Below are 24,617 nucleotides of genomic sequence, written 5' to 3' on the forward strand. Positions count from 1 at the left end.
ATTCGTTATCTCTTTCCCAAACTAAATAGTCAAGTTCTGCTTTCCAGCAACTATTGTCGTTCAAACATTTATTGGGCACTTGGCTAACACCGAAGATAAAATCTATCTGGTGTTTTTTGCATATACTTCTGTGCCCGCTCGGCGCACCATCATCAACTTGAGGATAACGTTTGGCACTGTGGTTCGAAATTTATTATTTAAAGAAACGCTGTAAATTGAATATGGTTTGTTTTTATTGGCATTAGTATAACCAAAAGTATACTGGCAATGATTATTTTTATAAATTCATCAATCGTAAATTACAATAACCTTGAATCCAAAATTCAATATACATGAAGATAGCTGTGATAGGTGCCCATAAGGTTGGTAAAACGACATTAGCTGAAGAGCTCCTGGAGTATCTTCCCGGATACACCCTTAATATAGAACCGTATCATGCACTCGAAGAATCAGGATACGTATTTTCTGAAATACCCGATGTTCATGACTTCATTAAACAATTTGAATGTTCGGTAAAACAAATCTCAAAATCCGGAGAAAATATAATATTTGATAGATGTCCAATTGATATTCTGGCATATGTCCATGCTATTGATGAAGCCAGGAATATTGAACAATTATTTGAAACCGCTCAAACAGTAATCACTGCAATAGATCTCCTTGTGTTCGTTCCTATAGAAGAACCAGATTTAATATCCTGCCAGAAATCAGATTTACCTAAACTTAGATACAGGGTAAATGATATACTTAATGATTGGATATGGGACCTGGATATAAAAACTATTGAAGTTAACGGCACCTTGTTAAACCGTAGAGATCAGATAATAAATAAAATAGCTTTCTGAAAATAGCCACCAACTGGTTCGAAAATGAATCGTTACTAGGCACGTAAAACAGAAAATCCGCTCTAGTTGCGGATTTTCTGTTTTTAGCATAATCTCTTCTTACCATAATCCCTTCTTATTCAACAAGAGCTCAGATCTATCAGCAATCAACCAATTAAAAAATATTTTACTTCCTGGTTAACGAAGACAGGATCCTTTACTCTTGGCTGGAAACAAACAACATAGAGTACATGGTCTGCGCAGAAGACCTGTTTGGAGGACAAACCGTCATCGATCTGACTAATAAAAAAATGGTAAACTATTCTCCCAAAACTGAAGACTATATCTGGACGAATTTCCATCTGTCACCTAACGGGAAAATATTAGCCGCAATAGGTTGTATCTTGGCCGGACCATTTTTTATGAAGATATTTGACTTTAGGAATCCAATGACGCTACCATTACCTGAGCTAAAAGAGATTGACCTGATTGGTAACGACGAGGAGATCGTTACATGGATTGACAATGAGACGCTCCAGATGAAAGGGTTTCAAATAGAGTATGGATATGAATATAACGACAAAGGTTGGATGAGCGTCAAATCAGTAAAGGAAACTCCCACGGAACGCACTGTTAGCATACGTTAAAACAGTCATAGCTCCGATCATTTTTTGTTTTTAAAGTCTTATCGGTTTATACATATGAAACTTAGCATTGATAGCTGGATAGAAAATCGTAATTATAGCAACGACAAAGATATCAAGGAAAGCTATGAAGCCGTTACCGCCCTCCGGACGCTGAACGGGAAAAACGTAACACAGTTAATCGTTGGTGATATTAATGGATTTATCCTGATAGGCGGTGGCCCTGAACTATTTGTTGTCACCCAAGTGGTTGGCGAGGATGAAGCATTCTTCAACCTGATTAACCCGGAGTATGTTTCTGATGAGGAAGAAATCAGCCTCGTAACCGGTGGTCAAGCAGGCGGCTTCCCCAAAAAAAACTGTGTGCCACTGGCACTTGCAGAACAGGCATTGACATACTACGTTAAGCACGGCGACCGTTCACCATCACTAAAATGGGAAGAAGAATAACTGATGTCATTATAATAGGATAGTTGCTCCCATCTCTCAAGGGAATATTTACTAAATCCAAATATCCGGGGAGCCACCAGCGACTGCTATACATGCAAAGTCAAGCCGACGAGCATTACGATATCTCATTTTGGCAATAGGGGCATATGCGACCGTTGTAATTGATATACACACTAGCAATTACATGCCGCTTTCCGTCCTACGAATGGTTGCAATATCACCAATTAATAAGCGAACCTTTTCAATCGATGTGTTTATTACATTCAAAACCGCCTTCAATTCTGGATTCTGAGAATCTAAATTATCTATTGAACTAAAATCATTTGCAATACCGCCCAGCGGTTCCAAAAGGTCACGGCTTATAGTATTAATAAAATAATCCAGATTGCTGTTAATTTGTAAGAGGCTATTATTCTTTTGCTGAAGTTCCTCCTGGGCAGCTTTTAATTCCGTGATATCGGAAAAAGTAATCACAGCCCCACTATTACCATACTCCGTTTGCCGTATATAGGGCATAGTAGTTACTTGATACCATTTCCCGTCATTGGTTTCAATTTCTTTTTTTATTGTAACACCATCCTCTAGTACCTTCTCTATATCGACAATGATCGTATTAAATTTAAAGTTAGTAGATATATTGCCAATTGGTCTACCAATGTCCGTATCTCTTAAATTAATAAGAGTTGCTGTAACCGGCGAAAACTTCATCAGTAATAAATTTTTACTGATAAAAAGTTGCCCATTAATATTGCTTCGAAAATAATTATTAAGATCATCATTTATCTCTCCCAGCTCCTTATTTTTAAGCTGATAATCCGAATTTATGGTATGCAATTCCTCATTTACTGATTGCATTTCTTCATTTGTACTTTGGAGCTCTTCATTGGCAGATACAAGTTCTTCATTAAAAGATTGCATATTCTCATTGGATGCATCTAGTTTCTCATAGGCAGCGTTTAGCTTATCTTTCATCTCCCTCATTTCCTCTTCCAGATTGAAAATGTACTGATCAAGATGCTTTCTTTCGTCAAATGCCACGTGCTGCTCAGGCGAAAGTGCCAGCACCTTATCCTCTATAATTGTTACCATCAGCAATCTGGGCGCGCCTTTCTTAAAGTTCAAAGGATATACAGAAATGCTAACTGTTATTGAGGATGATGGGGCTATTCTTATACCGCTAATTGTATGTTTCTTCCCAGTCACTATTACTTCACGGGAGGCAGTGTTAAAAGCCACCGCTAACGGCCGTGGGAGTAATTCTGGCAAATGCAATGTGAAGTTTTTTTGCAATAGATATTTACTCGTATCCCCATAGGATTTAACCACCCTATTATTTTCATCTATACAAATTGTCAGGCAACCTAGTTCTTTTGCGAGGTTATCGCTTACATTTTCTCCTATTGACGTACTTACATTTACTGTAGGGGCTTCATATAAAGTATGCGATGTTTTATGTCCCACATCTAACAGTTGGGGAAGCGAAAATGCATCAAAACGTACAGTTTGTTTTGTTCCTATATTTTTATAAATCTTATATTTTTTATTTACTACGTCCAGGTTTTGAATAATAGGCATTGGGTTTTCGCTGATACCTAAGAATAAATGTCCATCTATCTTCAAGCCAAATAACAACATCGAAAAGATCTTCTTTTGCAATGTAGGAGCCATATAGATTAGCACATTTCGGCAGCTGATAATGTCCATATTGCAATATGGGGGGTTCTTAACCAAGTCATGCTGGGCAAATACTACCATTCTTCGTATGTCTGGTTTTACTCTATAACCAGTTTGTTCTTTAGAGAAATATCTCTTTATTCTTTCAGGTGTTATATCTTTCTCAATATCATCTTTATACAGGCCAATTCTGGCATAAAGTAGCGCTTCTGTATCTATATCCGTAGCAAATATTTTTACTGCCAAATCCTTTAAATCATCAATAAGCTGTTCATGTATAAGAATAGCCAGTGAATAGGCCTCTTCCCCAGTTGCACAACCGGCAACCCATAACTTCAATTCGTCCCCGGGATTGATTTTCAGAAGTATGTCTGGCAAAATACTATGCTGGATAAAATTAAAAGCAGCTTCATCCCGGAAAAACGAAGTAACACTTATTAAAAATTCCTTGGTCAATGCCTCAATTTCATCAGGGGTCTCTCTTAGGAAATTTATATACTTGTCGAGAGTATTAAAATTCTTAGACGCAGATCTTCTTTTAATTCTTCTGAGAATAGTACTTTCTTTATAATCAGAGAAGTCCAATGGAGACTGTTCTCTAATAATATCCAGTATTATCGCTACGCTTTTTTTATCCTCTTTATATTCCGCTATGGTGTTAAGCCCATTCATTACATATTGTTCTATCATGCCCGGGATTAAAGGTGGCTCCAGGATAAAGTCGACCATGCCAGTAGCAATTGCGCTGGAAGGCATACTGCCATAATCGGAGGTTTCAGGGTTACGAGCGATTACCATACCGCCTGCCTTTTTTATAGCAATCGCCCCTTCAGTTCCATCTGTTCCCAAACCGGAAAGGATAACGCCTATACTCTTTTCACCATAATCTACCGCCAGAGAAGATAAAAACCTATTGATGGTAAGATATGGCGCATGCGAAAGTTCTTTGGGCGTTAGGCACAATTTTCTACCGCTCACGGTCATAAACTTATCATTGGGTATAAGATATACCTCATTGGCTTTTATTATCATTTCATTTTCGGCCTCCTTTACAACTAATTTGCTATGCTTGGCAAGCAGTTCAACCATTCTGCTCTTAAAATCCGCTGATAAATGTTGCACGATCACATAGGACACTGAGTCTAGCTGAGTGTAATCGAAAAAAGAATTAATATCCTCCATTCCACCGGCAGATGCCCCTATCGCAATAACATACCTTGGTTCGGTTGTGTCCATAACTATCCGATTAAAAACGTATTGAATGAATCCAGCACTATTACCTGGCATAATTTAGTTATAAATAACGTTTCCAATATTATGCCATGCCGTACTATACTGTAAGAAATTATACTATCATAGTATTGCATTACAGCATGCTCAACAGAAGTGCAATACATTAATTAAAAATCCACCTTTCGCAAATGCAGGTATTATTTGCCTAAACTGAGCTGGAGCCTAGAAATAATTTTTCTTCTTGCAGCATTTGTGTTACTTTAAATACTGATAATTATCCCATTTCATATGCTTATAACGCTCAAATAAATACCACAGCTCGCTAAACCTCATGCTATTCAACAATCCGGTTTACGTCCGAAAGGTAGATAAAACTTACGTTATGGAACGAAAAGAGATTTCCCAATGTAATTTGGATAAAACTTCAGAAGAGGATTGCAGACTGCGTGAATCGGCAATGGAGGCTGCAGGAGTGGGTGCCTGGGAAGTTCAGCTTGAGACCAATACAATATCCTGGGACAAGCGTTGCCGCGAGCTTTTCGGAGTGTTCACAGGCAACGCTATCTCTTGCGACCAGATCATGACACATATACATCCCAATGATATCGCCGCCGTTAAGGCTGCTGTCGAAAATGCCCTCGGTGGACGACACGATGGAAAATATAGCATTCGTTATCGCACTATCGGCGCAGAAGATGGAAAATTACGTTGGGTGCAGCTTAGCGGACAGGCCTATTTCAATGAAGATGGCCAGGCAACAAGGTTTATTGGAATAGCCCAGGACATAACGGCCTCGTCCAGTAGTACCGCTCAAAGGATTGATAAGCTCTTAATGAAAGAAAACGCCATCTCCATTAACTTAAATGATATGGCCCAGGATGCAATACTATTGAGTTCATTGCAATCGACGCTGGAACAGGAAATCCAAAAACACACCGCAGAACTTGATATTTCCAACGAAGAATTAAAAGCATCGAATGACGAATTGAATGCTAAAAACGAAGAATTAGCCGAGCTTAATAGAGAATTGAAGCAGTCTAATGAAGATCTTCAACAATTTGCACATGTAGCCAGTCATGACCTTAAAGAACCCCTTCGGAAGATCAAAACTTACATTAGCCGCCTGGAGGAGGATATTAATACCCCACTTTCTGCCGAAAGCACAACGTATATAAGTAAGATGTATTTGGCGGCTGACCGCATGTATTCCATGATAGACGGTGTGCTCGCGTACTCTATGATAAATGGGTCAAAACAAGAAATTCAAAATATTGATTTAAACAGGATTATCAACGACATTGTAAACGACCTGGAAATACTGATTACCCAGAAACGGGCAGTTATCCATTATAAGGAATTACCAAACATAGAAGGGGCATCTGTACTAATTTACCAGCTTTTTTACAACCTAATTTCCAATTCATTAAAATTCTGCCATGCCGATATCTATCCTGTTATAATAATTAAATCAACGCTAATTCATGATAATGACCAACAATATGTTCATATTGAATTGTCTGACAATGGAATTGGGTTTAATCATGAAGAAGCTGCGTTTATATTTAATACCTTCGCAAGATTAAACCCAAAAGATAAATATGAAGGCACCGGGCTGGGATTGTCTTTATGCAAGAAGATCGTACAACGTCACAAAGGAAAGATTTATGCTAAAGGAGTAACTTCACAAGGTGCAACATTCATAATTATTTTGCCATTACGACAAATGCAAGAATATGTTTAAATTTTACCTCATTGAAAAAACGTATACTCTTAATTGATGATGACAAAGATGATGCAGAGTTTTTCGAAGACGCATTGCACGGCGTCGATCAAACTGTCATCTTTGAATACATTCATGATGGCCGCGAAGCGATTAGAAAGATAATGCAACAAGAACTGGAAATTCCAGACATTATTTTTCTCGATATAAATATGCCTTTTATAACTGGGTGGGATTGTCTTATAGTAATAAAACAGCAGATTCTATTACAACAAGTATCTGTTATTATGTATTCGACTTCCAATCATTCATACGAGGTAACCAAAGCTGCCGATATGGGAGCCGATGATTACTGGATAAAACCACATTCAATTAAAGTTTTAAGAAACCAACTCGCAGCGTTACTAAATAGTTAACTTAGCCACTCACTGCAGCTATAGATCCTACCTGACCAGGTAGCACACCAACCACATATCATTTATCTTGCTTATGATAGGGCCAGGACAACAATTAAATCGGTTGAACTTGTGAAATCATTGTTGCACTCCTACTCTTTTTTCTCATGCCCATCTAAAAATGGTTTAAGCAGGTCGATAGGGATAGGGAAAATAGTAGTTGAATTTTTTTCAGTGGCAATTTCCCGCAGTGTTTGAAGGTAACGCAATGTAATAGCACTCGGCTGATTACTTAAAATTTGTGCAGCATCCGCTAATCGTTGTGAAGCCTGGAATTCACCTTCCGCCGCAATAACCTTTGAACGACGTTCCCGCTCAGCCTCCGCCTGTTTTGCCATAGCCCGTTGCATTTCCTGCGGCAGGTCGATCTGTTTTACTTCCACATTAGACACTTTAATGCCCCATGGCTCCGTATTAGCATCAATAATTTGCTGCAGCCGGTGATTGATCTTCTCCCGTTGTGAAAGGAGATCGTCCAGTTCCGATTGTCCCAATACACTTCGCAATGTTGTCTGCGAGAGCTGGGAAGTAGCCATAAGGAAATTCTCCACCTCTATAATTGCCTTTTCCGGCTGAATAACGCGGAAATAGATCACGGCGTTTACCTTAATGGAAACATTATCTTGTGTAATTACATCCTGTGGCGGTACGTCCATGACTACAGTACGCAGACTCACCTTCACCATCTTATCTATAAGTGGAATAAGGATAATGAGTCCGGGGCCACGGGCATCATTCCCCATCAGCCGACCAAGCCGGAACACCACGCCCCGCTCATATTCACGCAAAATGCGGATAGCATTTGCGAGAATAATAATCGTAAAAAAGGCAACAACAATAAATACGACAGGAACTGTTTGCATGATCATTGCGTTTAAAATGAGTTCTCGATAAGCTCAACTTGTAATTGAAGACCTTTTATCCCTACCACCCGCACTTTCTTATCCTTATCTATTCTTCCACTGACGGACTTGGTGTTCCATATTTCACCATGTACCCGCGCCGTTCCATAAGGATTCAGCTCTTCCAGCGACACGCCGCTTTCACCTATCAATCCGTCGATACCACTCACGCGTTTCAGTCGCTGCGCCTTCAAACCCATCCCTAATACGAACAGGAAAAACAGTGCAGAAACAAGCGTGGAGACGATAATAATACTCTCAGAAATTCTGATCCCCGGGGCAGAGGGGCTAACGCGGATCAGCATCATTGAACCGAGAAAGAGTGACGTAACACCTCCCAACGTCAGCAATCCGTGGCTGGTGATTTTTATCTCCAATAAAAAGAGAACAACCCCAAAAAGGATCAATGCCAACCCGGCAAAATTGATTGGTAAGGTATGGAGCGAATAGAATGCAAGAATAAGGCTGATTACACCAACAATACCGGGAAGAATAGCTCCGGGATTGTATAGTTCGAACAGTACGCCATATAATCCAAGCAGGATTAGTATATACGCGATATTGGGATCACAAAGCACATCCAGTATTTTTTCATCTACCCCCATCTCCAATGGTTGTATACGGGCATTTTTTGTGTGTAGTATCGCTGCTCCGGATGCCACTTCCACACTTTTCCCATCTATGTGGCTGAGCAACTCCTGTGCATTAATAGCAATAAGGTCGATTACCTTCATTTCCAGTGCCTGATTGGCCGTAATAGAAACACTTTTGCGAACCGTCTCCTCTGCCCATTCCTCATTTCGCTTTCGCCTTTCCGCAATGGTGCGGATAAAAGCCACAGCGTCGTTGGTAACCTTCTCATTCATGATGGTATCACTCTCTGTATGTAAACCAACAGGGTGCGCTGCGCCTATATTTGTACCAGGCGCCATGGCCGCAACATGGGCGGCAAGGGTGATAAACACCCCGGCAGAGCCGGCATGCGCACCAGCCGGGGCAACATACACCACAATAGGTATTGGTGATTCCAGCATATCGCCGACTATAACACGCGTAGATTTTAACAGACCGCCCGGTGTGTTGAGCTCGATAAGGAGACATTCAGCCTTTCTGCGCAAGGCGGTTTCAATTCCCCGGTGAATAAACTGAGCGGTAACCGGGTTAATACTACCGTCGATTTTTATTAAAACAACAGTTTGTGCTGCAAGTAGCAGTGGAGATAATAAAAACAGGAGCAAAGAAAAGATACGATGATTCATAAGAATATTCCTAAATCAAATGAAACACAATCTACCAGCCCCAGCGTCCTTATGCAATTTACTAAAATTCAGGGGGAGTTGGTCACATAACAGGAGAAAACTACCTTGTACCATTAATTTGAAATAGTCAAGACTTATTCTGCTAGTCAGCGATTAACTTTAAGTAACCACACTTCTAATTAATCCCCCTTTAAAACTGTCAGATATGAAAAGTAATGAATAATGTCCTCGTAGTTTCTATTTGAGCGCTCTTATAAACTGCCTCATTGGTAGTTTATATCAATATTGCTATTATAAAGGAATAAGCTAAAGCTCCCCTTAAAGACATATCTAAGTTTTCTATTAACGATTATAAAAAATCAGTTCCTCTTACGAGCACGATATCTATCCCATATTTCCAACAAGATGCCTCCCGTTATAGCTGTTAATACAACAAAGATATCCCAGTCTTTGCGAAAAATAACAGATAAAATTATAAACGGAATAGCATATGTTAATGTGCCGAAAATAAAAGAAATTATGTCTGATTTTTTATCATTACTCATAAACATATGGTCAATGGTTTAAGGGGCGCAATGAAGACAAGGGGTGTAATTGCCTTTCTGCAATCATTAGCTTAATGTATGGATCACCACTTTCTATACCAGCGATCTGCATGTCTATAGGAATGTTTGTTGCGTTCCAATCAATCGCCTTTTTAACATAGTTCCAAAAGACCCCTCCGGCAGAACCTACAACGGCGCCTCCCATCATTCCGATAAGGCCTCCTACAGCTGTACCTCCAATAGTTCCAACACCCGGATTTGCAACGGTGCCACCCGTAAAACCAACCCAGGCACCTTTCACTGCACCTCCGCCGGCACCAATTATATCAGAGAAAATAACGTCTTTCCAGTCTATGCCTGGGCCACGCGCATTATACCCATAGTAACCGTTTGCCAAATTCTCCCACTTTATCTTACTACGTTGCCAGTATCCAGCAGAATTGACACCAATCCGTATCATAGTAACTAATATAACTTTTTCCAATGTATCCGACAAATAAGGCAATGTAGATTTAATGATATCTTCGCCCTCCATATTAATTTTCAGGGTATCTGTATTGTTTTCAATAGTCAATTGAAAATTATTGATGCCAGTAGCCAGCCGAGCACTAAAAGCCCTCTTGTAGACATATTTCATATAATCTGAAATCCAGTAACGATTGTGATCAAATAGAAAAAACTTAAAGTCCGAACTGTCTTCAATAATTCCAGGACTAACTTTTGACAAGCTATCCATGTTTAAATTAAGTTTAGTTTTCATAAACTGGACAATGTATTGCAATACAGGTCCTGCTGATGTAGGCGGTCCATTGGGGTTCGGCGGCTGCAGGATAATGTCAAACTCGTTGAAATCCTCATTAACTATTCTGCCATTAGCAGACGCAGTAAATTGCTCATAAACAAAATCGAGTCCGTCATCATGGCAATCTGCATATGCAGACACACGATCATAAAATTCTTTTTCGTAATCTCGGGCTGCATTAAATTGGGATTCTTTCGAACATGAGATAATTGAGGTCAGTGTAAAAGTAACGAGCACGATCTTTCGAAACGTTTTTTTTATTTTGGGGAGATTTATTAAATAAATAATAGGACTATATTCTAACAATTCTTTAGGGGGTATTCGCTCAGGTGGAATTGTGGATCTTTATTTCGTCGTTATAATATACTCCAAACTTAAGGAAAAAATTTCTCGATTTTCGATGTAGACAAAAATGAACAGCGTTTGAACAACATACTTAATAATGATATTATCACTCTAATTCGGAAGATAGGTCGGAGGGATACACCGGCTTCAACAAAAATAGCTCGCAAACTAATACTTACGATGCGTTTTCGTCGATGGGCGTTTTATTCTGAGCCCAATAGATATCATTGAAGAGGCAATGCAGAAAGATAGGAATAAAAATATTTTCCGCGTTAAGTAATTGTCTTACTGTTTGATATACCCGCTTGTTCATCGCCCCCTTGCAATGCATTAAATTTAATCCTACATTTGGAATGTTACCCGTTATGCATAACATTAACAGACACTTTATCCAACTGTATACCATGCAGTACCCAATTTAATCCAAAACCCTATATTTCATTATGAAACCCAAGTTCCTTTTCCTCGTGGGAGTTATGTTACTGTCGTTACATACCTTTTCCCAAACCACGCAACATACCATTCATTATGCCAATACTGGCTTGACTAATGATTGCAATGTATTTAATACCAGCACACCAGTATCGATAGATGGCTATAAACATTATCCGGTGTACGGCGGCGCTGGCATATTCAATAATACACTCTTACTGAAATGCCAGAATGGTACCAGCTCCGCTACCAAGTTAGGCGCAGCATATGCCATTGAATATCCTTTTAAAAGCGGCTACCTGTACAGGATCACCGGGCGTGCCTGGAAAGCTGCAGGCCAGCCTACTACTGGTATTCCGCAACTTGCGTTTACTACCTATACCACTTTACCTACGCCGGTAAGCGGCACACCCACGGCCTGTGATGCGATCAGGCAGTCGTTCTGGGGATCAATGCTGCTTGATTCAAGGAGTGCAGTTCCCCTGAATGACTCACAGGACGAACAGGTATTTTGCGAGTTTAATGCAGATCAGGATTTCAATTATTTAAGCGTACTATCCTGGGGAGGGGCCAGTAATATGTATACCCTGGCAGCCATCAGCGAGATCACTATTACGGAGATAGCGCCCCGGTTTACGCTGTCGCCTACCAGCCTGACAAAAGATTGTGGCCAGCCGCTTTCACAGCTGTTTCAAGTTACGGATGTAAATTCAGTTGGTGGCATCACGTCTTATGTATGGCATTTAGGGCCAACGCCTAATGGATGGTTGTATAACGGCCAACCCGCGCCGGATTCCATCACTGTGACAAACCTGACTGCCATTACCCTTTCGGCCGATGCCTGTAGCAGTGTAGCACCCTCTCCTGTAAGCGTAACGGTATACAGGGATGCATTGAGTTATCAGACAGATACCGCTACTGTTCAGGTGTCTCCGCTTTCTGCTACTATTTCAGGTCCTGCGCAATTATGCAGCGGCGTGGTTGGAAATTATAGCTTTAACGGGCCTTTACCCTGTGGCGCCACCGTTACCTGGAGCCTCAATAGCGGGAACAACGGAAGCCTTGGCAGTATTACCGGTGACGCTACTACGCTTACGGTGAATGGAAATGTAACGCTTACAGCCCATATCAACGCCCCTTGTGGCAACCTGACTGTTAGCAAATCTGTTGGGTATAGCGGAAAAGCGCCGGCTCCTTTCGGTATTGCTGAGGAGGTATTTTGTCAGCCGGGCAACATTGTTCAGCCGAGTACTTTCACGGCAGTTCCAGCCAGCGATGAGTCCTATACCTGGACCTGGACGTCTGGCAATGGAACCTGGCATACTATTTCGGCTACTACGGCAGAGATCTCCAATAAATTCCCCGTTGGGTCATATACGATCACGGCTACCATCTCGAATAGCTGTGGCTCGGCCAGCGATACTTTGGATTTCCACATAATACGGTGTGCTACAAATTTATCAGGCTCCGATAAAGTAGTGGTATCGCCAAACCCAGCCTCCAGTACCCTGGTAGTAAGTACAACATCCACATCCGGTACTGCGAAAAAACAAGCTGCCAGCGATGAATCGGATATCCGCGAAGTAAGAATCACCGATAAAATGGGAAATTTGCTGCGCAGACAGTTGTTTCCTGCTGGTACTTCCCACGCCACGATTAACGTGGAAGGACTGAAACCGGATGTTTACATCCTGCAAACGGGGAATGGAAAAACATTTGACGCTCAGCAGGTGGTCATTGCGAGATAAGAAAGCAAGTGTTATATAGAGTGCCCGGTAGATCTGTTATCTACCGGGCGCTTTCTTTATAATGACGCATAAAATTTTGGTACTCTGTCCGTATCAAGGTATAAAATGGGTTTAGAGGTATCTTGTCTGATAGATGCTCTCGTTTTGTCAGGATTTGTTCCTGCTAAGACAAGCTGGCAGAAGGCTAGCGACAAAAAGATGATATTAACGATTAGTGTCATTTTGAAGTTAGTGCTGGTCTCTTTTTGAAATGTTTTTATTTCCCGAAGTAAGAAGTAACAAATATGCCTCTTTATTACCATCTAAATAAAACGATCGTCTCTATTTTTCTTCACAACGATTTTCACTTTCGTACCATTCGGGACGCCTACAAGCTGCCTTGCAATATTAGCATTATGATAGTGGTGCTTCGAATACGCTATAGACATAATATTACTTAGAACAAATTCTCCACCGGCGACAAAAGGTATATTGGCGATTAAACGATGATCAATTGGGAGGTCACGCTCTACCTTCCATTGTTTTTCATAACCATGGTATTTGTTAATATTCTTATCCATTTTTCAAATGTTAAACGTTGGGGCAGCACCATCCCTTAAAAACATCAAACAACGGCAACCCTTACCTCTGCCTGATCTCCCCGTATATTCCCGGCTCTCACAACAACCTTCCCATCTGGAAATCCTGGATTCACAACGCCGGTCCGGTAGCTCCAGATCCCACTGCTATTCATCGCAGCCCCCTTTTCCACTTCCGTTCCCTCAGCCGATAGGATGCTGACCATAACATGGTCAACATTTCTTATAATCATATAAATTACGTCGTTGATAGCTCCTCTATAACAGTCAGTAATTACCATCCGGATATCTGGAAGCCCATCACCAGACTTTTCATCTGCAACCGGCTGTCGCTCCAAGGCCCATTTTCCCTCCGTTGATGATATGAATAAACGCTTTAAAATTTTCATAGCCCATAGTTTAAATTTAAAAAAAACGCCCCGGCTAATAACCGGGGCGCAGGTTTACTCGTTTAGGAAATCGTGACTGTCTTCTCGATTTTGTTACCGGGCAAATCCGTCGCGGTAGCGACTACCCTGGTACCGGTCAGTGCCGCATTAGCAGCAGTTACCGTATACATCCAGAAACGTCTGTCTTTTGAATTGATGACAGCATCTCCCTGCTCCAATACAGTGCCAGCCTGCGAGAAGATGACAACTTTTACTGATGCCGGGGTAATGACGTCTCTTGCCTTGACAGCGATCAGGTCACCTACAGTTCCTTTATAGCCACTGATGTCTACACCATCAATGACAGGGGGATTCATTGCATCCCTCAAGGCTACGTTATATGCGGTCTGACCACCTTTTGCTGCTTTCTGATACAGCGCTTTGGTAGCAGGATCCTTCATTGCGTCCTGCGCAAACAGCGATGCATTGATAAATCGCTCGTTTGTTTCCTGCTGCGCTTCAGTAGGCGGTTTACTACTGGGACCGCGTTTAACGGCAATTACCGTTTTTCCTTTTCTTACACGAAAGTTCATCATATCTCCGACAGTGCCGGATGCTCCTCTCGTGAAGATGTTTGTTTTTACGAATGCCATAGTGATAAGTTTTAGTGATTAAAAAATGTTGTTTAACCACAATCGTGATCACCAGGTCAAACAGGAGGCGCCCCTCTCCTGCTTTAGGCGCAGCCCCGTTGATCGTGATTGCTGACACAATATTAGCACGATTATCCGGGGCATTTCCGGCGATGTCCACAGGGCGCCAAAACGTGTCCATAGGACGCCAAAACGTGGGTTCCGGAATTCATGAACCTTATTAAAGATGCAGAAATGGCTTAAAAAGGAGTCCTTAAACTCCTTACTAATGGGCAATACATCGCTGGTCTTCATAGTGACATCTGGAATTGCAACAAAAAAAAGGACAATCGGTTAAGCTGCTATTTTTCGTTGACTAACCTTTTGGCAAAGTCCGCTGGTGATAAGTATTCTAACGCAGAATGTCGCCTTTTGCGGTTATACCAGCCCCCAATGTATTCGAAGATAACTATAGCCGCATTTTCTTTACTAGTGAACAATAGAGGTAATATCTTCGTTGTTTTGTCTTAAAGTAATGTACATCCGCCCCTCGCTTATCGTTTAAGAATGTAGACATGTGTGTTAAGCTGTTTTCTGTTGAATTCCAAAAAATTGTATCATTGCAGCATTGTTTATCCCGTATTTACAATATCTCTGCAATACATTCATCAAATATTCAATTAGTTATGCGAAGACTGCTATACCTCCCTTTATTTGTAATCACCTTGTTTGCCTGTAAACGGAATGAAGTACCGGATGTTCAAACTGAGACTCCGTCCACTATAGCTAAAGTTCCAATTACTATCAGTGTTACTGATTTCCTGAGTCGTGAAGAAAATCTCAGAAAAGCAAGAGAGAACCAGAACACAGGAGCCAGGGAAGATTCTGCCACGATAGAGCATTTGTACTATATAGCCTATGACAGTGCTGGCCGCCAACTGCGCTCCCGATCCCAGACCCCTGAAAGAAATCCCAATGACTTTGGGATAATATCCGACTCTCTTCAACCTGGAACGTATACGATTATCCTGGTAGCTTCAGAGACGCTGTTGCATGACCTCCCTCTCTTCAGCGGACCTAATATTTACGGCTTTATTACGAGGCGCTACATAACAGATCCTCTGGGGCAAATATTCGTCAAGAAAATGCAGCTTACGGTAGATACAACTCCTAATCCACCTAAACTGGAGGTGGCACTCAATCGTATTGTTGGCGAAGTAATGGTAGAGATTACCGATGCTCCGCCTGCCTCTGATTCTAACTTTGAGATCTTTGTTAAGGTGACCAATGCCCCACCATCCTATTATCTGGATACCGAAACAGCGCATGAGCCGGAAGATCATAATACTAGTACGAATTCAGATAGAATCGACCAAACTCATTTTCAGCAGTATATATTTGGTAGTGATTCCGATCTGAAGGTTATTATCACATACTATAATAAAACCACTGGAACGGTGGAGCTCACAAAAACTATTGAGCATGTTAAGTGTCACGCGAATAAGAAAACAATTATAACAGGTCGTCTATTTGAGGCTCCACAACCAAATAAACCGGGGCTTAATATTAAAATTGACCAATCCTGGGATACGGATCGTACTGTAATATACTTTTAGTGCATACTGAATTATATTACCAAAAAATAAAAAGGGGCTGTCTCAAAATGAACTACTAAAAGAGACATCCTCTTTTTATTTTTTGAGAAGTAGATTATAACTTATGTTATAGCAAGAGGAAAAGACCTTCAAAACGAAAAATCACTTCCCAAAAGAATCATGAAGCTATCTCACACAATATTAGCACGATTATCCGAGGCATTTCCGGCGATGTCTACAGGACGCCAAAACGTGGGTTCCGGATATTCATGAACCTTATCAAAAGATGCAGAAATGACTTAAAAACGAGGCCTTAAACTCTTTACTAATAGGCAATACATCTCCGGTCTTCATAGTGACATCCATATCTACAAACCTGATATGGCGGATGCAGACGATATATCTTTTGTGTATGCGGAGAAAAAGGTCGGTGGGAAGATGTTTCTCGAATTGCCGCAGGCTGGTTCTTACCCTAAGGGTGCGGCTATCAATAAGCTTAAGCTGAATATATTTATCTAAAACGGTCACGTAAACAATCGACTCTCTTTCGATCATTTCCCTGGTCGTATCTTTTGCAAGTATGAGGAATGGTTGTTCCATATATTGTTTAAGTTAAATGTTGTCAAATAAGTGTAATAAGAAACTGAAGATGCGTATAGACGTAGGCCTGTCAGGACACGTAGCGTATATAGCACAGATAAGTAGTATAGTCGATATTGACCGGTTAATGAACTTACATTGGTTTTTATTTCAGATCCAATACTTCTTAAGTAATTCATAACGTATAAATTTATTTTTATTTTTAAATACGTCTACCGTTGGGATATACGCACATTTTCTCTTACAAATTTATTGGCAAGCAACAACTTATTGATAATTTTGACACACACTTTTTCCCCAAATTTTACACAAAATCGTAATTCCTGTTTACACGTTTCAATGCACCTTTTCTCCTCTTTGATACCGCTTTAATACCGCTAATCCTACCTTAATCTTACGTTCATGAACGTAGGATTAAGGTAGGATTAGCGGTATTAAAGCGGTATCAAAGAGGTATTGTCCTGGTGCGAAAAATCTCGCATTAGTGCAGAAAAACTTTACAGTTTTATTGTAGCCGTTCACCATTGACTTTACAGTTGATTTGTAAATTCACTATGCGCTTTACAGATGCGTTATTTAAGCTTTACAAAAAATACGGCAACAGAGAGAAAGGATAAATCTACGAGACTCATTAAAGACAGGCGCCATTCAACGATGGCAGACTGCCATACGAAGGTTATTCAAAGCAGGAAATAAAGGAATAATACAATACAGGGGGTAAAAAAAATCGTAAGCAGCGGGGCGCTTTGCTGCATTACGATCTTTTTTTCAAATAGTCTTTAATAGCGCTGTGATACACCGTACTTCCGGGATGCACTTTATAATTCGCCTTCCGTACCGGGTCATTAATAATCTCCCTGGCGTGCTCCACAGCCGCTGCAAATTTGGATTTTGCCTCCAGTTGAGATGCAGATGGAACCACATTGCTCATATCAGGATACCTGGTCAGAAAGGTCTTTCCCATCCTGGTTTTAATGACAAATTCCTTGTCTAATACTGCCTTACTAACCTTGACACCGGTCAATAAGACGTTTTTTGTTCTTGCCATAAGTAAATATTTTCTTTAAAATTAATCAAAACAGGATTGCGACTTTTACGCAATTTTCCCTTTAATCAGATGAAGGCCAGGCAAGATTGCCCGGCCGTTGTTTCTGTAGTTATGAAAACTACGACTACTTCCTTTTATCGCGCGAATCCGGCTGAAAGGCAATCAGGTTAAACATCTCACGCATGCGGCTGCGTAAGTGATCACCATAAATTGCCCCCAGTTGCGCAGCATTCAATCGTGTTATGGCATGTGTGATCATCCCATGAGAATGCATCAGATTATACCTGGTGAACAGGATCTCCGCCATGAGATTGATCTTATTTCCCCAATAGTTGACGAGGGGTTCAAAGCCAAGATCATCAAAGCAATGAACATATGGCATCCGTTTGTAAGGATTAAATGCCCTTCTGCTATATTTCAGGATCAAGTCACTACCGAGATCTGCAAATTCAAGGCTTATCTCCTGCGAAGATTTAAGAAACGGACGATGGTCGGGCAGGCTGAAATTCGACAGGATGCGCATGATCGATGTCTTCCCGCAACCAATAGGTCCTGTTAAAAGCAGCCCTTTATGCAGGTCAAGTTTCTCTTTCGCCGCGACCTCTCCGTCGCGAAGAAAATAGGCGATCAGCTTCATTACAATGGGCCGGTCGATATCGTCAATAGCGAAGTCACCGCGATACAGTTCCCTGCCTTTCTCTTCCACCTGTTTCAGCATATAGATGTAATCAAAACGGCTCATCGTAACGTTCGTCGCCTCGTGATCGGAGCCCTCCGATTGTTGATGTTGTATTTGCAATTGTATTGTTTTTAAATGAGGGAATACGGCTGATCCATTTTTCCGCGGCAGCCTTCCAATCGAGGATCGGTGCGCCGCTCATAGTCCAGCCTATGGCTTTGTAATGAAAATAAAACAGCTCTGCTTCTTTATCCGATTGCGCGGCGGCACGGAAATAGGTACATATCGCTTCCAATTCCGGCGCCTGCGGCGCCCTGATTTTATCCTTACTTTTTTTTTGCGGGCGCGCTGTTTTACTCTCGTTTATAAAATTGTTTATTTGTTTATTATTAAAGTGATGCAAAATCGCCCCCGTATGCGAGGCAGAATCGCTACCCATAGCAGGGTCCTTATTGCTCCACATATGTGGGTCATTTTTGACTGCTCTATGTGGATCACTTTTTTCCAGCGGAACGATTTTTATCACAGATTGCTGAAAAGGCCGTTCTGACGGTTCGTAAGTCAGTAACCCAAAGCTATCCAACCGTTTCAGGCATTGTATGTAGGTATGAAGCGACCCTATTCCGCAAAGCCTCACGACTAAGCTCCTGTTAACCATTAAGGATACCGGGAAATGCTCCAGATTCCATAACTGAAACAATGCCATATAGAGGCTAATATCGTTCGCACGTAGTCGTTCATGCTCGTGAACAAGTGCGTAGAATGCGTTTAGGTGTCTGATAAAATTGATGTTGAGATACTGGTTCTTCATGTACTTTGTTTTTTTAAATGTTTAGTAAATAATGGTTGATCAATCTATTTGCCGATCGTTTCGAGTTCCAACATTCTTTTGGTGTGATAAATTTCCCATTTCAGCCATTCGTCCAGCACTGCTTTCAGCGATTTCTGGCGGTTATGAAAGGATGTTCCTTCTTCCACCAGCTGGTGAGCGATCTTTTTCCGCCGTGCGATGAGCCACAGATACTTCTCCCTGATATTGGTGATAGCAGCACATTCTTCCCTGAACCGGAAGATTAAATACCGGACATAGTCTACACTGTTGAAATCAATGTACTGCAGCCGGTTGTAAAGTCGCCAGACATTATCATTGCCTCTCTTTACAAATCCAAGTAATTGATTGGCCAACGCTGCAACATAGTCCCGATTACCGTAAGAGAGATAGTCATTGCCTGCTGTTGAAACTGACAGCTCCAGTGGGGCGGTTACGATGCGCTGCAGGCGACTGTCGAGAGAGCGGAAACGGGGCGAGCTTTTTACAGTCACTAATGTTTCCATAATAAACCCCTGAAATAAATGCCTGCTGTAAGCCGGTACGTTGTATTCATCATCCATATACCGGTAGAAATTTTTCTCCAGGTACAAGTGCAGATCATACAACAACTGATGAAGAAATTTAAATAAATGTTTCCCTTCGTCATCAGGATCAAGGATGTCCATCCGCCTTACTTCATTGTCCGGAAGCCATTGTATCAATTTGTCCATCAATGGAACAATGCTGTACTGGCAAGACTTTACAGCGGAACGAATGGTTTCTTCCTCTGTTGAATTTTTCAGTGATGTCAGGAACTTCCGGTCTAAAGATTCCAGCTTGTGAAATCTTCCAAACATGACCTGGCTGACAAATCTCGGATTGAGAACAGGTGATCTTCTCAATTGCTTAGGAATTTCCTCATTGATGAGGAACGCGATGTGGTTTAACATCTGCATGTTATTAGATTTGGTTAATGATAATAATTACAGCTTCAAAGCAAATAAGCAGACGCAAAAACCTTTTGCGCACATACGTACATGCGTTGAATTATTTTATAGTAAGAAGTTTTTAAAAAGCTATGAAAAGACTGGGGTAACGAGTCCTGAAGATTATAGTAGGACCGGTAGTAGTAGAGATAGTAGGGGTAGTAGGGAGAAGGCGTCGGTAGTATGAGAAAAACTTGAGCTTAAACCTGAGAGATCAGGTAAGTCGACCAGATCGGTCAACGGCTTATTTAAAAGAAGTTTTGTGTACATAGAATGTTATTCTGAGATTAATGTTATTAAAACTATAACGAGATGCAATTTAGTGAGTTTGTCATTATCATTAATCAAAGCGTCAATATTTTTTTTTGTAACAAATACAATTAATATATAATATATTTTAAATCGTTTACTAGTAGCAGAGAGATACATTTTACATTGGTAGATAGAATTGCTGATAGTAAAACGAGACCGCATTTTTCATAGGTTCTATTCTCGTCTATTTGTTTATGGACTCATTCAAATGTGACTCAGACGACGGAAATAACAGGAATGCTCCAAAAGCGATGTGCTTCCGGAGCATTTTCATGTCAGATAGTCTTTTATTCCACCTGTCCTGCAATGTCCGTGGATCTGAAACAATCTTTATATACCATATTGAGCCAACCAATGCGCTGCCGCTTTAATGGTAGCTTCGTTATAGGCGATATCTGCTCCATTGGCATTGGGATCTACTGATGTGCGCAGCGGGCGTCTTCCTTTATCCATCATCACAAGTGAAAGTGCTGCGTCAGCCACCAATTGGGGGTCTGCAGATTTTCCCTGCAATACCTTCCCATAGGCAGCGGTCAGGTGTTGCTGGAGGTCAGCGAGTGGCTGACCATAATCTGCGATAATTGCCGGTCTGTCTGCGTTGATGCCAGCTTTCGCCCAGATCTCTGTAACGAAGGCTCCTGGCTCTATCAATACTGTTTCGATGCCGTAAGGTATAAGTTCCCGGTGAGAGGCTTCGACCAATGCTTCTATTGCAAACTTGGATGCATTGTAAGGAGCCTGCAGCGGAAGAGATAAGCGACCTACACTACTGGAGATGGTGATAATAAGCCCCTCACCTGCTGCTCTCATCACCGGAAGTACTTCCTGATTGACGCGGAGCACACCATAAACATTCGTATCAAAAACCTTTTGCACCTGTTGTATGGAGAACGCTTCCAGGACACCGCCGCTGTACACACCTGCATTATTGATCAATACGTCAATGCGGTTATAGTTGATCAGAACATTAGCAACGGCTGCCTTTATGGAGGCTTCGCTTGTCACATCCATTTCGAGGACTTTGGTATTGGGGAGCGCACGTAGTCTGGCTGCGGCAGCAGCATTTTTTCCGTCAGGCTCCCGCATAGTGGCAATCACCTGGAAGCCCGACTGATCAAATGTCTTCGCCATTAATGCGCCGAAGCCTGTACTGGAACCCGTAATAAGAACGACTTTTTTCATAAGACTATTTTATTTTGAGATAGCAAAGCGGTATGATTAACGGGCAATGTTTGTGAGCAATAAGCGAACTGAATCAGGTTTCGCCAGTGAAGCGGTATGACTCGTATTTAATTTGTAAACAGTTTTAATACCTGCTGCCTGGATCATCCTGTCTTGTAGTGCAGGAGAGATGGCGTGGTCCTGTAAGGTCTGGATGTAGACCTTTTGTACAGATCCGAAGTGCTCAGCAGTCAGTGTCACCTTATTGGTAAAGGGAATAGCTGGTTCTGCACGATAGTTGGTCAATGTAAGCGCTTTAACGGCATCCGTTCCGTCGGGAATGAAAATGTCAATTAGTTTGTCACGCTTAACATCGAGCGTCAGCTGATCAGCGGAGGGTACCAATGCAGCACCTAGTTGACTGTCGGCATCTGTATTGGCAAGATCGAGGAGCGACTGGCCAGATGCCGGAAGGAATGCACCAATATAAACCAGCTTCTCAATGCGGGATGGTACTTTTTCTGCAACGGCCGATATGATAACACCACCAAGGCTATGACCGACAAGTATCACCTTTCCCTGGATACCGGAAAGTGCACTGATCACTTCATCTCTGTAAACATCAATAGATAATGTTTGTGGTGTCGTCATATCATTACCATGTCCGGGCAACTGTACAACGACTACGTGTGCACCTGTCTTCTCTAACCCTGCCTTTACTGAATCCCAAACGAAAGGAGCCTGCCAGGCGCCATGCACCAATACAAACGTCTTTGCGGCAACGGGTTGACCTTCGTCATCTTTTGAGCAGGAGATCATCGGCGCCATGATAGCGATGATCAGTCCTAAAAGCATCATTTTCGTTTTCATATTTTAATTTTTATAGCACAAAACTACCGCTGCCTCACATGGAAGATTTTAACATCGGTTAATATTTATACCAATTGGTATATTTGCGTACAGCAGATAACATTCATATGTCAACGTTAATAGATTTTGACCGGCTGCAACAACATCTTGCAGTGATATCAGGTATGAGCAAGGAGGCCTTTGCATTGTCTGAACCATACTGGCGGCTTCAGTTTTACAGGAAAGGCGAATTTTACAATGAGTATAAGAACATCTGTAAATATCTTGGATTTGTGGTAAGTGGTATCTTTCGTATATACAGGTATGAAGAGCGTACACAGACTGAGAAGAACATGTTATTCTTTTCATCGGGACAGTTAATGACTTCGTATAAAAGCTTTCTTACACAAACGGCTTGTGAATACTTTACAGAAGCGATGACAGCATCTGTAGTGATTTATATTCATCATGAAAAGCTACAGGAGTTATACAAAACTTCTCATGAGTGGGAGCGATTTGGCAGGGTGTATACAGAACTGGTGTTAACGCAGTTACTGGATGCTACGGAGGCATTATTATTCAGAACAGCAGAAGAGCGATATGCAGCAATGTTACAACAGCATCCTGATCTTGTGCAAAGTATTCCATTATATCATATCGCGTCTTATCTTGGTATTGAAGGTCCTTCCCTCAGCAGGATCCGCAAAAGATTGCAAAAAAACACTGATAAATAAAAGGCCACGGCAAGACTGCCGGAGCCTATGTAAACATTATCCATCGACATAATTTCGTTCAAAAGTAAATTAATGAGTTGGCTGCAATACCCACATATCTGCAGCTACAACATCTTTCAGTTGTTCGTACATCGCATTTCTGAATAGTTCAGCGACGGGCAGTGGTTTAAAAGCCACTGAACGATAATTGATCTTTCCTTCGTCATTATCCCGGATGAGCTCAAAACTGACCAGTTTATGGCTGTCTATTTGTCCCTCCCAGATCAGAACAGTTTCCGCTCCTTCTTTGAACTCATGCGTAAAATGTCCATTTCTGACCTTACTGGAGGTAAACATAATCCGGGCTACCAGATCCCTGCCTTTCACCTCTTTTGAGAAAATTGGGCTTGAAAATACCACGTCTTCTGACAATAGTTCTTTTAATCCTTCCAATGTTGCTGTTGTTGATTCTCTGAATTGTCTGAACGGATGTTTTGTCATTTCTTTTTCTTTTTTGTACTGACCACTACTGATTCGATTTCTTTTTTCAGCAGGTTCACGAGCATTTTCATCTGGGAGATATCCCGGGACACCCTGGATACTAGAATACCACCTTCCACCATTGCATACGCTTTCAGCGCAAACTCCTTATAATTCCAGTCCTTGAGGAACTCACCATCATCAACTCCCTGTTTTAATATATCGATCATTCCCTGTTGCACAGTGCAGATCGTTTCGTTTACCATTTCACGGATGACAGGACTTGTATCATCAGCCTCCATACCTAAGTTCATCATCGGACAGCCTCCCTGTATAGGAGGATTCAGTGGATCACTCAGGTAATCCAGCATACCGAAGAATTTATCTTTGGCCGTCACAAATCTGGCTGCTTCTGCACTGGTCTTTTCAACAAATTGTTTCAGGTTCCATTCCGCTGCGCATTGAGACAACTCCTCCAGGTCTTTAAAGTGCACATACAGCCCACCTCTCGCCATATTGGTCGCCTGCATGACATCTGCTACGACGGTAGCGGCTACTCCTTTGGTGTTAAAAATGGGGGCTGTCTGCTCGATAATGAACTGCCTGGTTTTTTCTGACTTCTTCATGGTATGACCAATTATTGCACAACAAAAGTAATATGAACAAACGTTCATTTTTGTCAAACAAGTGTAAAAAGTACTAAACAGAACAAAATGAACGATTGTTCATTTTACTTTTGCTTCATCGTTCGATGGTTTAATCACACGGCAGA

General features: G+C 41.4%; 25 protein-coding genes. 8 read left to right on the top strand and 17 right to left on the bottom strand.

Going from position 1 to position 24,617, the window contains the following annotated elements; genetic code table 11:
- Nucleotides 1-332: 332 nt before the first annotated feature.
- The 3 genes from CLV42_RS19280 (at nucleotide 333) to CLV42_RS19290 (ending at nucleotide 1,918) form a co-directional block, all read left to right on the top strand.
- The gene (locus CLV42_RS19280; RefSeq protein WP_106603574.1) at nucleotides 333-845 is read left to right on the top strand and encodes an AAA family ATPase; all 513 of its coding nucleotides are present in this window, start codon (nucleotides 333-335) and stop codon (nucleotides 843-845) included.
- A gap of 230 nt (nucleotides 846-1,075) precedes the next feature.
- Nucleotides 1,076-1,471 carry a hypothetical protein gene (locus CLV42_RS19285; RefSeq protein WP_106603575.1) on the top strand — a complete coding sequence of 132 codons (396 nt, stop codon included), beginning with the start codon at nucleotides 1,076-1,078 and terminating at the stop codon, nucleotides 1,469-1,471.
- Between the two features lie 54 nt (nucleotides 1,472-1,525).
- On the top strand, nucleotides 1,526-1,918 hold the full coding sequence (locus tag CLV42_RS19290; RefSeq protein WP_106603576.1) for an Imm1 family immunity protein: 393 nt from the start codon (nucleotides 1,526-1,528) through the stop codon (nucleotides 1,916-1,918).
- A 180-nt stretch (nucleotides 1,919-2,098) separates the two neighbouring features.
- Here the strand turns inward: CLV42_RS19290 and CLV42_RS19295 are convergent, their stop codons facing one another.
- The gene (locus tag CLV42_RS19295; RefSeq protein WP_170117573.1) at nucleotides 2,099-4,828 is read right to left on the bottom strand and encodes a CheR family methyltransferase; all 2,730 of its coding nucleotides are present in this window, start codon (nucleotides 4,826-4,828) and stop codon (nucleotides 2,099-2,101) included.
- A 379-nt stretch (nucleotides 4,829-5,207) separates the two neighbouring features.
- Between CLV42_RS19295 and CLV42_RS19300 the strand changes: the two genes are divergently transcribed.
- Both CLV42_RS19300 and CLV42_RS19305 read left to right on the top strand, forming a co-directional pair.
- Nucleotides 5,208-6,566 (top strand): ATP-binding protein, encoded by a 1,359-nt coding sequence (locus CLV42_RS19300; protein ID WP_170117574.1) that lies wholly within the window; start codon nucleotides 5,208-5,210, stop codon nucleotides 6,564-6,566.
- A gap of 11 nt (nucleotides 6,567-6,577) precedes the next feature.
- The gene (locus CLV42_RS19305; protein WP_170117575.1) at nucleotides 6,578-6,961 is read left to right on the top strand and encodes a response regulator; all 384 of its coding nucleotides are present in this window, start codon (nucleotides 6,578-6,580) and stop codon (nucleotides 6,959-6,961) included.
- Between the two features lie 131 nt (nucleotides 6,962-7,092).
- On the opposite strand, the gene CLV42_RS19310 is transcribed toward CLV42_RS19305, so the two are convergent.
- The 3 genes from CLV42_RS19310 to CLV42_RS19325 form a co-directional block, all read right to left on the bottom strand.
- Nucleotides 7,093-7,863, bottom strand: coding sequence for a slipin family protein (locus CLV42_RS19310; RefSeq protein ID WP_106603580.1), 771 nt, complete (start codon nucleotides 7,861-7,863; stop codon nucleotides 7,093-7,095).
- An 11-nt stretch (nucleotides 7,864-7,874) separates the two neighbouring features.
- Nucleotides 7,875-9,161, bottom strand: coding sequence for an NfeD family protein (locus CLV42_RS19315; protein WP_106603581.1), 1,287 nt, complete (start codon nucleotides 9,159-9,161; stop codon nucleotides 7,875-7,877).
- A gap of 555 nt (nucleotides 9,162-9,716) precedes the next feature.
- Entirely contained in the window at nucleotides 9,717-10,745 is a 1,029-nt protein-coding gene (locus tag CLV42_RS19325; protein WP_146154428.1) for a hypothetical protein, read from the bottom strand.
- A 551-nt stretch (nucleotides 10,746-11,296) separates the two neighbouring features.
- Here CLV42_RS19325 and CLV42_RS19335 point away from each other — a divergent pair.
- A complete protein-coding gene (locus CLV42_RS19335) occupies nucleotides 11,297-13,033 on the top strand; it encodes a PKD domain-containing protein (RefSeq protein WP_106603585.1) in 1,737 nt (578 codons plus the stop codon).
- A gap of 302 nt (nucleotides 13,034-13,335) precedes the next feature.
- Here the strand turns inward: CLV42_RS19335 and CLV42_RS19345 are convergent, their stop codons facing one another.
- The 4 genes from CLV42_RS19345 to CLV42_RS19360 form a co-directional block, all read right to left on the bottom strand.
- Nucleotides 13,336-13,593: a hypothetical protein gene (locus CLV42_RS19345; protein ID WP_106603587.1), complete on the bottom strand. Its 258-nt coding sequence runs from the start codon at nucleotides 13,591-13,593 to the stop codon at nucleotides 13,336-13,338.
- Between the two features lie 44 nt (nucleotides 13,594-13,637).
- Entirely contained in the window at nucleotides 13,638-14,000 is a 363-nt protein-coding gene (locus CLV42_RS19350; RefSeq protein WP_106603588.1) for a hypothetical protein, read from the bottom strand.
- A gap of 62 nt (nucleotides 14,001-14,062) precedes the next feature.
- Nucleotides 14,063-14,632: a hypothetical protein gene (locus CLV42_RS19355; RefSeq protein ID WP_106603589.1), complete on the bottom strand. Its 570-nt coding sequence runs from the start codon at nucleotides 14,630-14,632 to the stop codon at nucleotides 14,063-14,065.
- 341 nt (nucleotides 14,633-14,973) lie between these two features.
- A complete protein-coding gene (locus tag CLV42_RS19360) occupies nucleotides 14,974-15,111 on the bottom strand; it encodes an IS3 family transposase (RefSeq protein WP_170117576.1) in 138 nt (45 codons plus the stop codon).
- Nucleotides 15,112-15,297: 186 nt separating this feature from the next.
- On the opposite strand from CLV42_RS19360, the gene CLV42_RS19365 reads away from it, so the two are divergent.
- Complete coding sequence (locus CLV42_RS19365; RefSeq protein ID WP_170117577.1) at nucleotides 15,298-16,227, top strand: FimB/Mfa2 family fimbrial subunit; 930 nt, start codon at nucleotides 15,298-15,300, stop codon at nucleotides 16,225-16,227.
- Between the two features lie 258 nt (nucleotides 16,228-16,485).
- Here the strand turns inward: CLV42_RS19365 and CLV42_RS19370 are convergent, their stop codons facing one another.
- The 7 genes from CLV42_RS19370 to CLV42_RS19405 all read right to left on the bottom strand — a co-directional run bounded on the left by CLV42_RS19370 (nucleotide 16,486) and on the right by CLV42_RS19405 (nucleotide 22,673).
- The gene (locus CLV42_RS19370) at nucleotides 16,486-16,806 is read right to left on the bottom strand and encodes a LytR/AlgR family response regulator transcription factor (RefSeq protein WP_106603592.1); all 321 of its coding nucleotides are present in this window, start codon (nucleotides 16,804-16,806) and stop codon (nucleotides 16,486-16,488) included.
- Between the two features lie 754 nt (nucleotides 16,807-17,560).
- The gene (locus tag CLV42_RS19375) at nucleotides 17,561-17,854 is read right to left on the bottom strand and encodes a hypothetical protein (protein WP_106603593.1); all 294 of its coding nucleotides are present in this window, start codon (nucleotides 17,852-17,854) and stop codon (nucleotides 17,561-17,563) included.
- A 124-nt stretch (nucleotides 17,855-17,978) separates the two neighbouring features.
- Complete coding sequence (locus CLV42_RS19380) at nucleotides 17,979-18,596, bottom strand: ATPase (protein WP_106603594.1); 618 nt, start codon at nucleotides 18,594-18,596, stop codon at nucleotides 17,979-17,981.
- Nucleotides 18,583-19,344, bottom strand: coding sequence for a hypothetical protein (locus tag CLV42_RS19385; protein ID WP_106603595.1), 762 nt, complete (start codon nucleotides 19,342-19,344; stop codon nucleotides 18,583-18,585). Before CLV42_RS19385 ends, CLV42_RS19380 begins: the two co-directional genes overlap by 14 nt.
- A 44-nt stretch (nucleotides 19,345-19,388) precedes the next feature.
- Nucleotides 19,389-20,300 carry a hypothetical protein gene (locus tag CLV42_RS19390; RefSeq protein WP_146154430.1) on the bottom strand — a complete coding sequence of 304 codons (912 nt, stop codon included), beginning with the start codon at nucleotides 20,298-20,300 and terminating at the stop codon, nucleotides 19,389-19,391.
- Nucleotides 20,301-20,972: 672 nt separating this feature from the next.
- The gene (locus CLV42_RS19400; protein WP_106603598.1) at nucleotides 20,973-21,824 is read right to left on the bottom strand and encodes an SDR family oxidoreductase; all 852 of its coding nucleotides are present in this window, start codon (nucleotides 21,822-21,824) and stop codon (nucleotides 20,973-20,975) included.
- 36 nt (nucleotides 21,825-21,860) lie between these two features.
- Nucleotides 21,861-22,673, bottom strand: coding sequence for an alpha/beta fold hydrolase (locus CLV42_RS19405; RefSeq protein ID WP_106603599.1), 813 nt, complete (start codon nucleotides 22,671-22,673; stop codon nucleotides 21,861-21,863).
- 107 nt (nucleotides 22,674-22,780) lie between these two features.
- Between CLV42_RS19405 and CLV42_RS19410 the strand changes: the two genes are divergently transcribed.
- The gene (locus CLV42_RS19410; RefSeq protein WP_106603817.1) at nucleotides 22,781-23,386 is read left to right on the top strand and encodes a Crp/Fnr family transcriptional regulator; all 606 of its coding nucleotides are present in this window, start codon (nucleotides 22,781-22,783) and stop codon (nucleotides 23,384-23,386) included.
- 69 nt (nucleotides 23,387-23,455) lie between these two features.
- On the opposite strand, the gene CLV42_RS19415 is transcribed toward CLV42_RS19410, so the two are convergent.
- A complete protein-coding gene (locus CLV42_RS19415) occupies nucleotides 23,456-23,866 on the bottom strand; it encodes a hypothetical protein (protein WP_106603600.1) in 411 nt (136 codons plus the stop codon).
- Complete coding sequence (locus CLV42_RS19420; RefSeq protein WP_106603601.1) at nucleotides 23,863-24,471, bottom strand: TetR/AcrR family transcriptional regulator; 609 nt, start codon at nucleotides 24,469-24,471, stop codon at nucleotides 23,863-23,865. Before CLV42_RS19420 ends, CLV42_RS19415 begins: the two co-directional genes overlap by 4 nt.
- Nucleotides 24,472-24,617 lie beyond the last annotated feature (146 nt).

Source organism: Chitinophaga ginsengisoli, assembly GCF_003014595.1.
GTDB classification, from domain to species: domain Bacteria; phylum Bacteroidota; class Bacteroidia; order Chitinophagales; family Chitinophagaceae; genus Chitinophaga; species Chitinophaga ginsengisoli.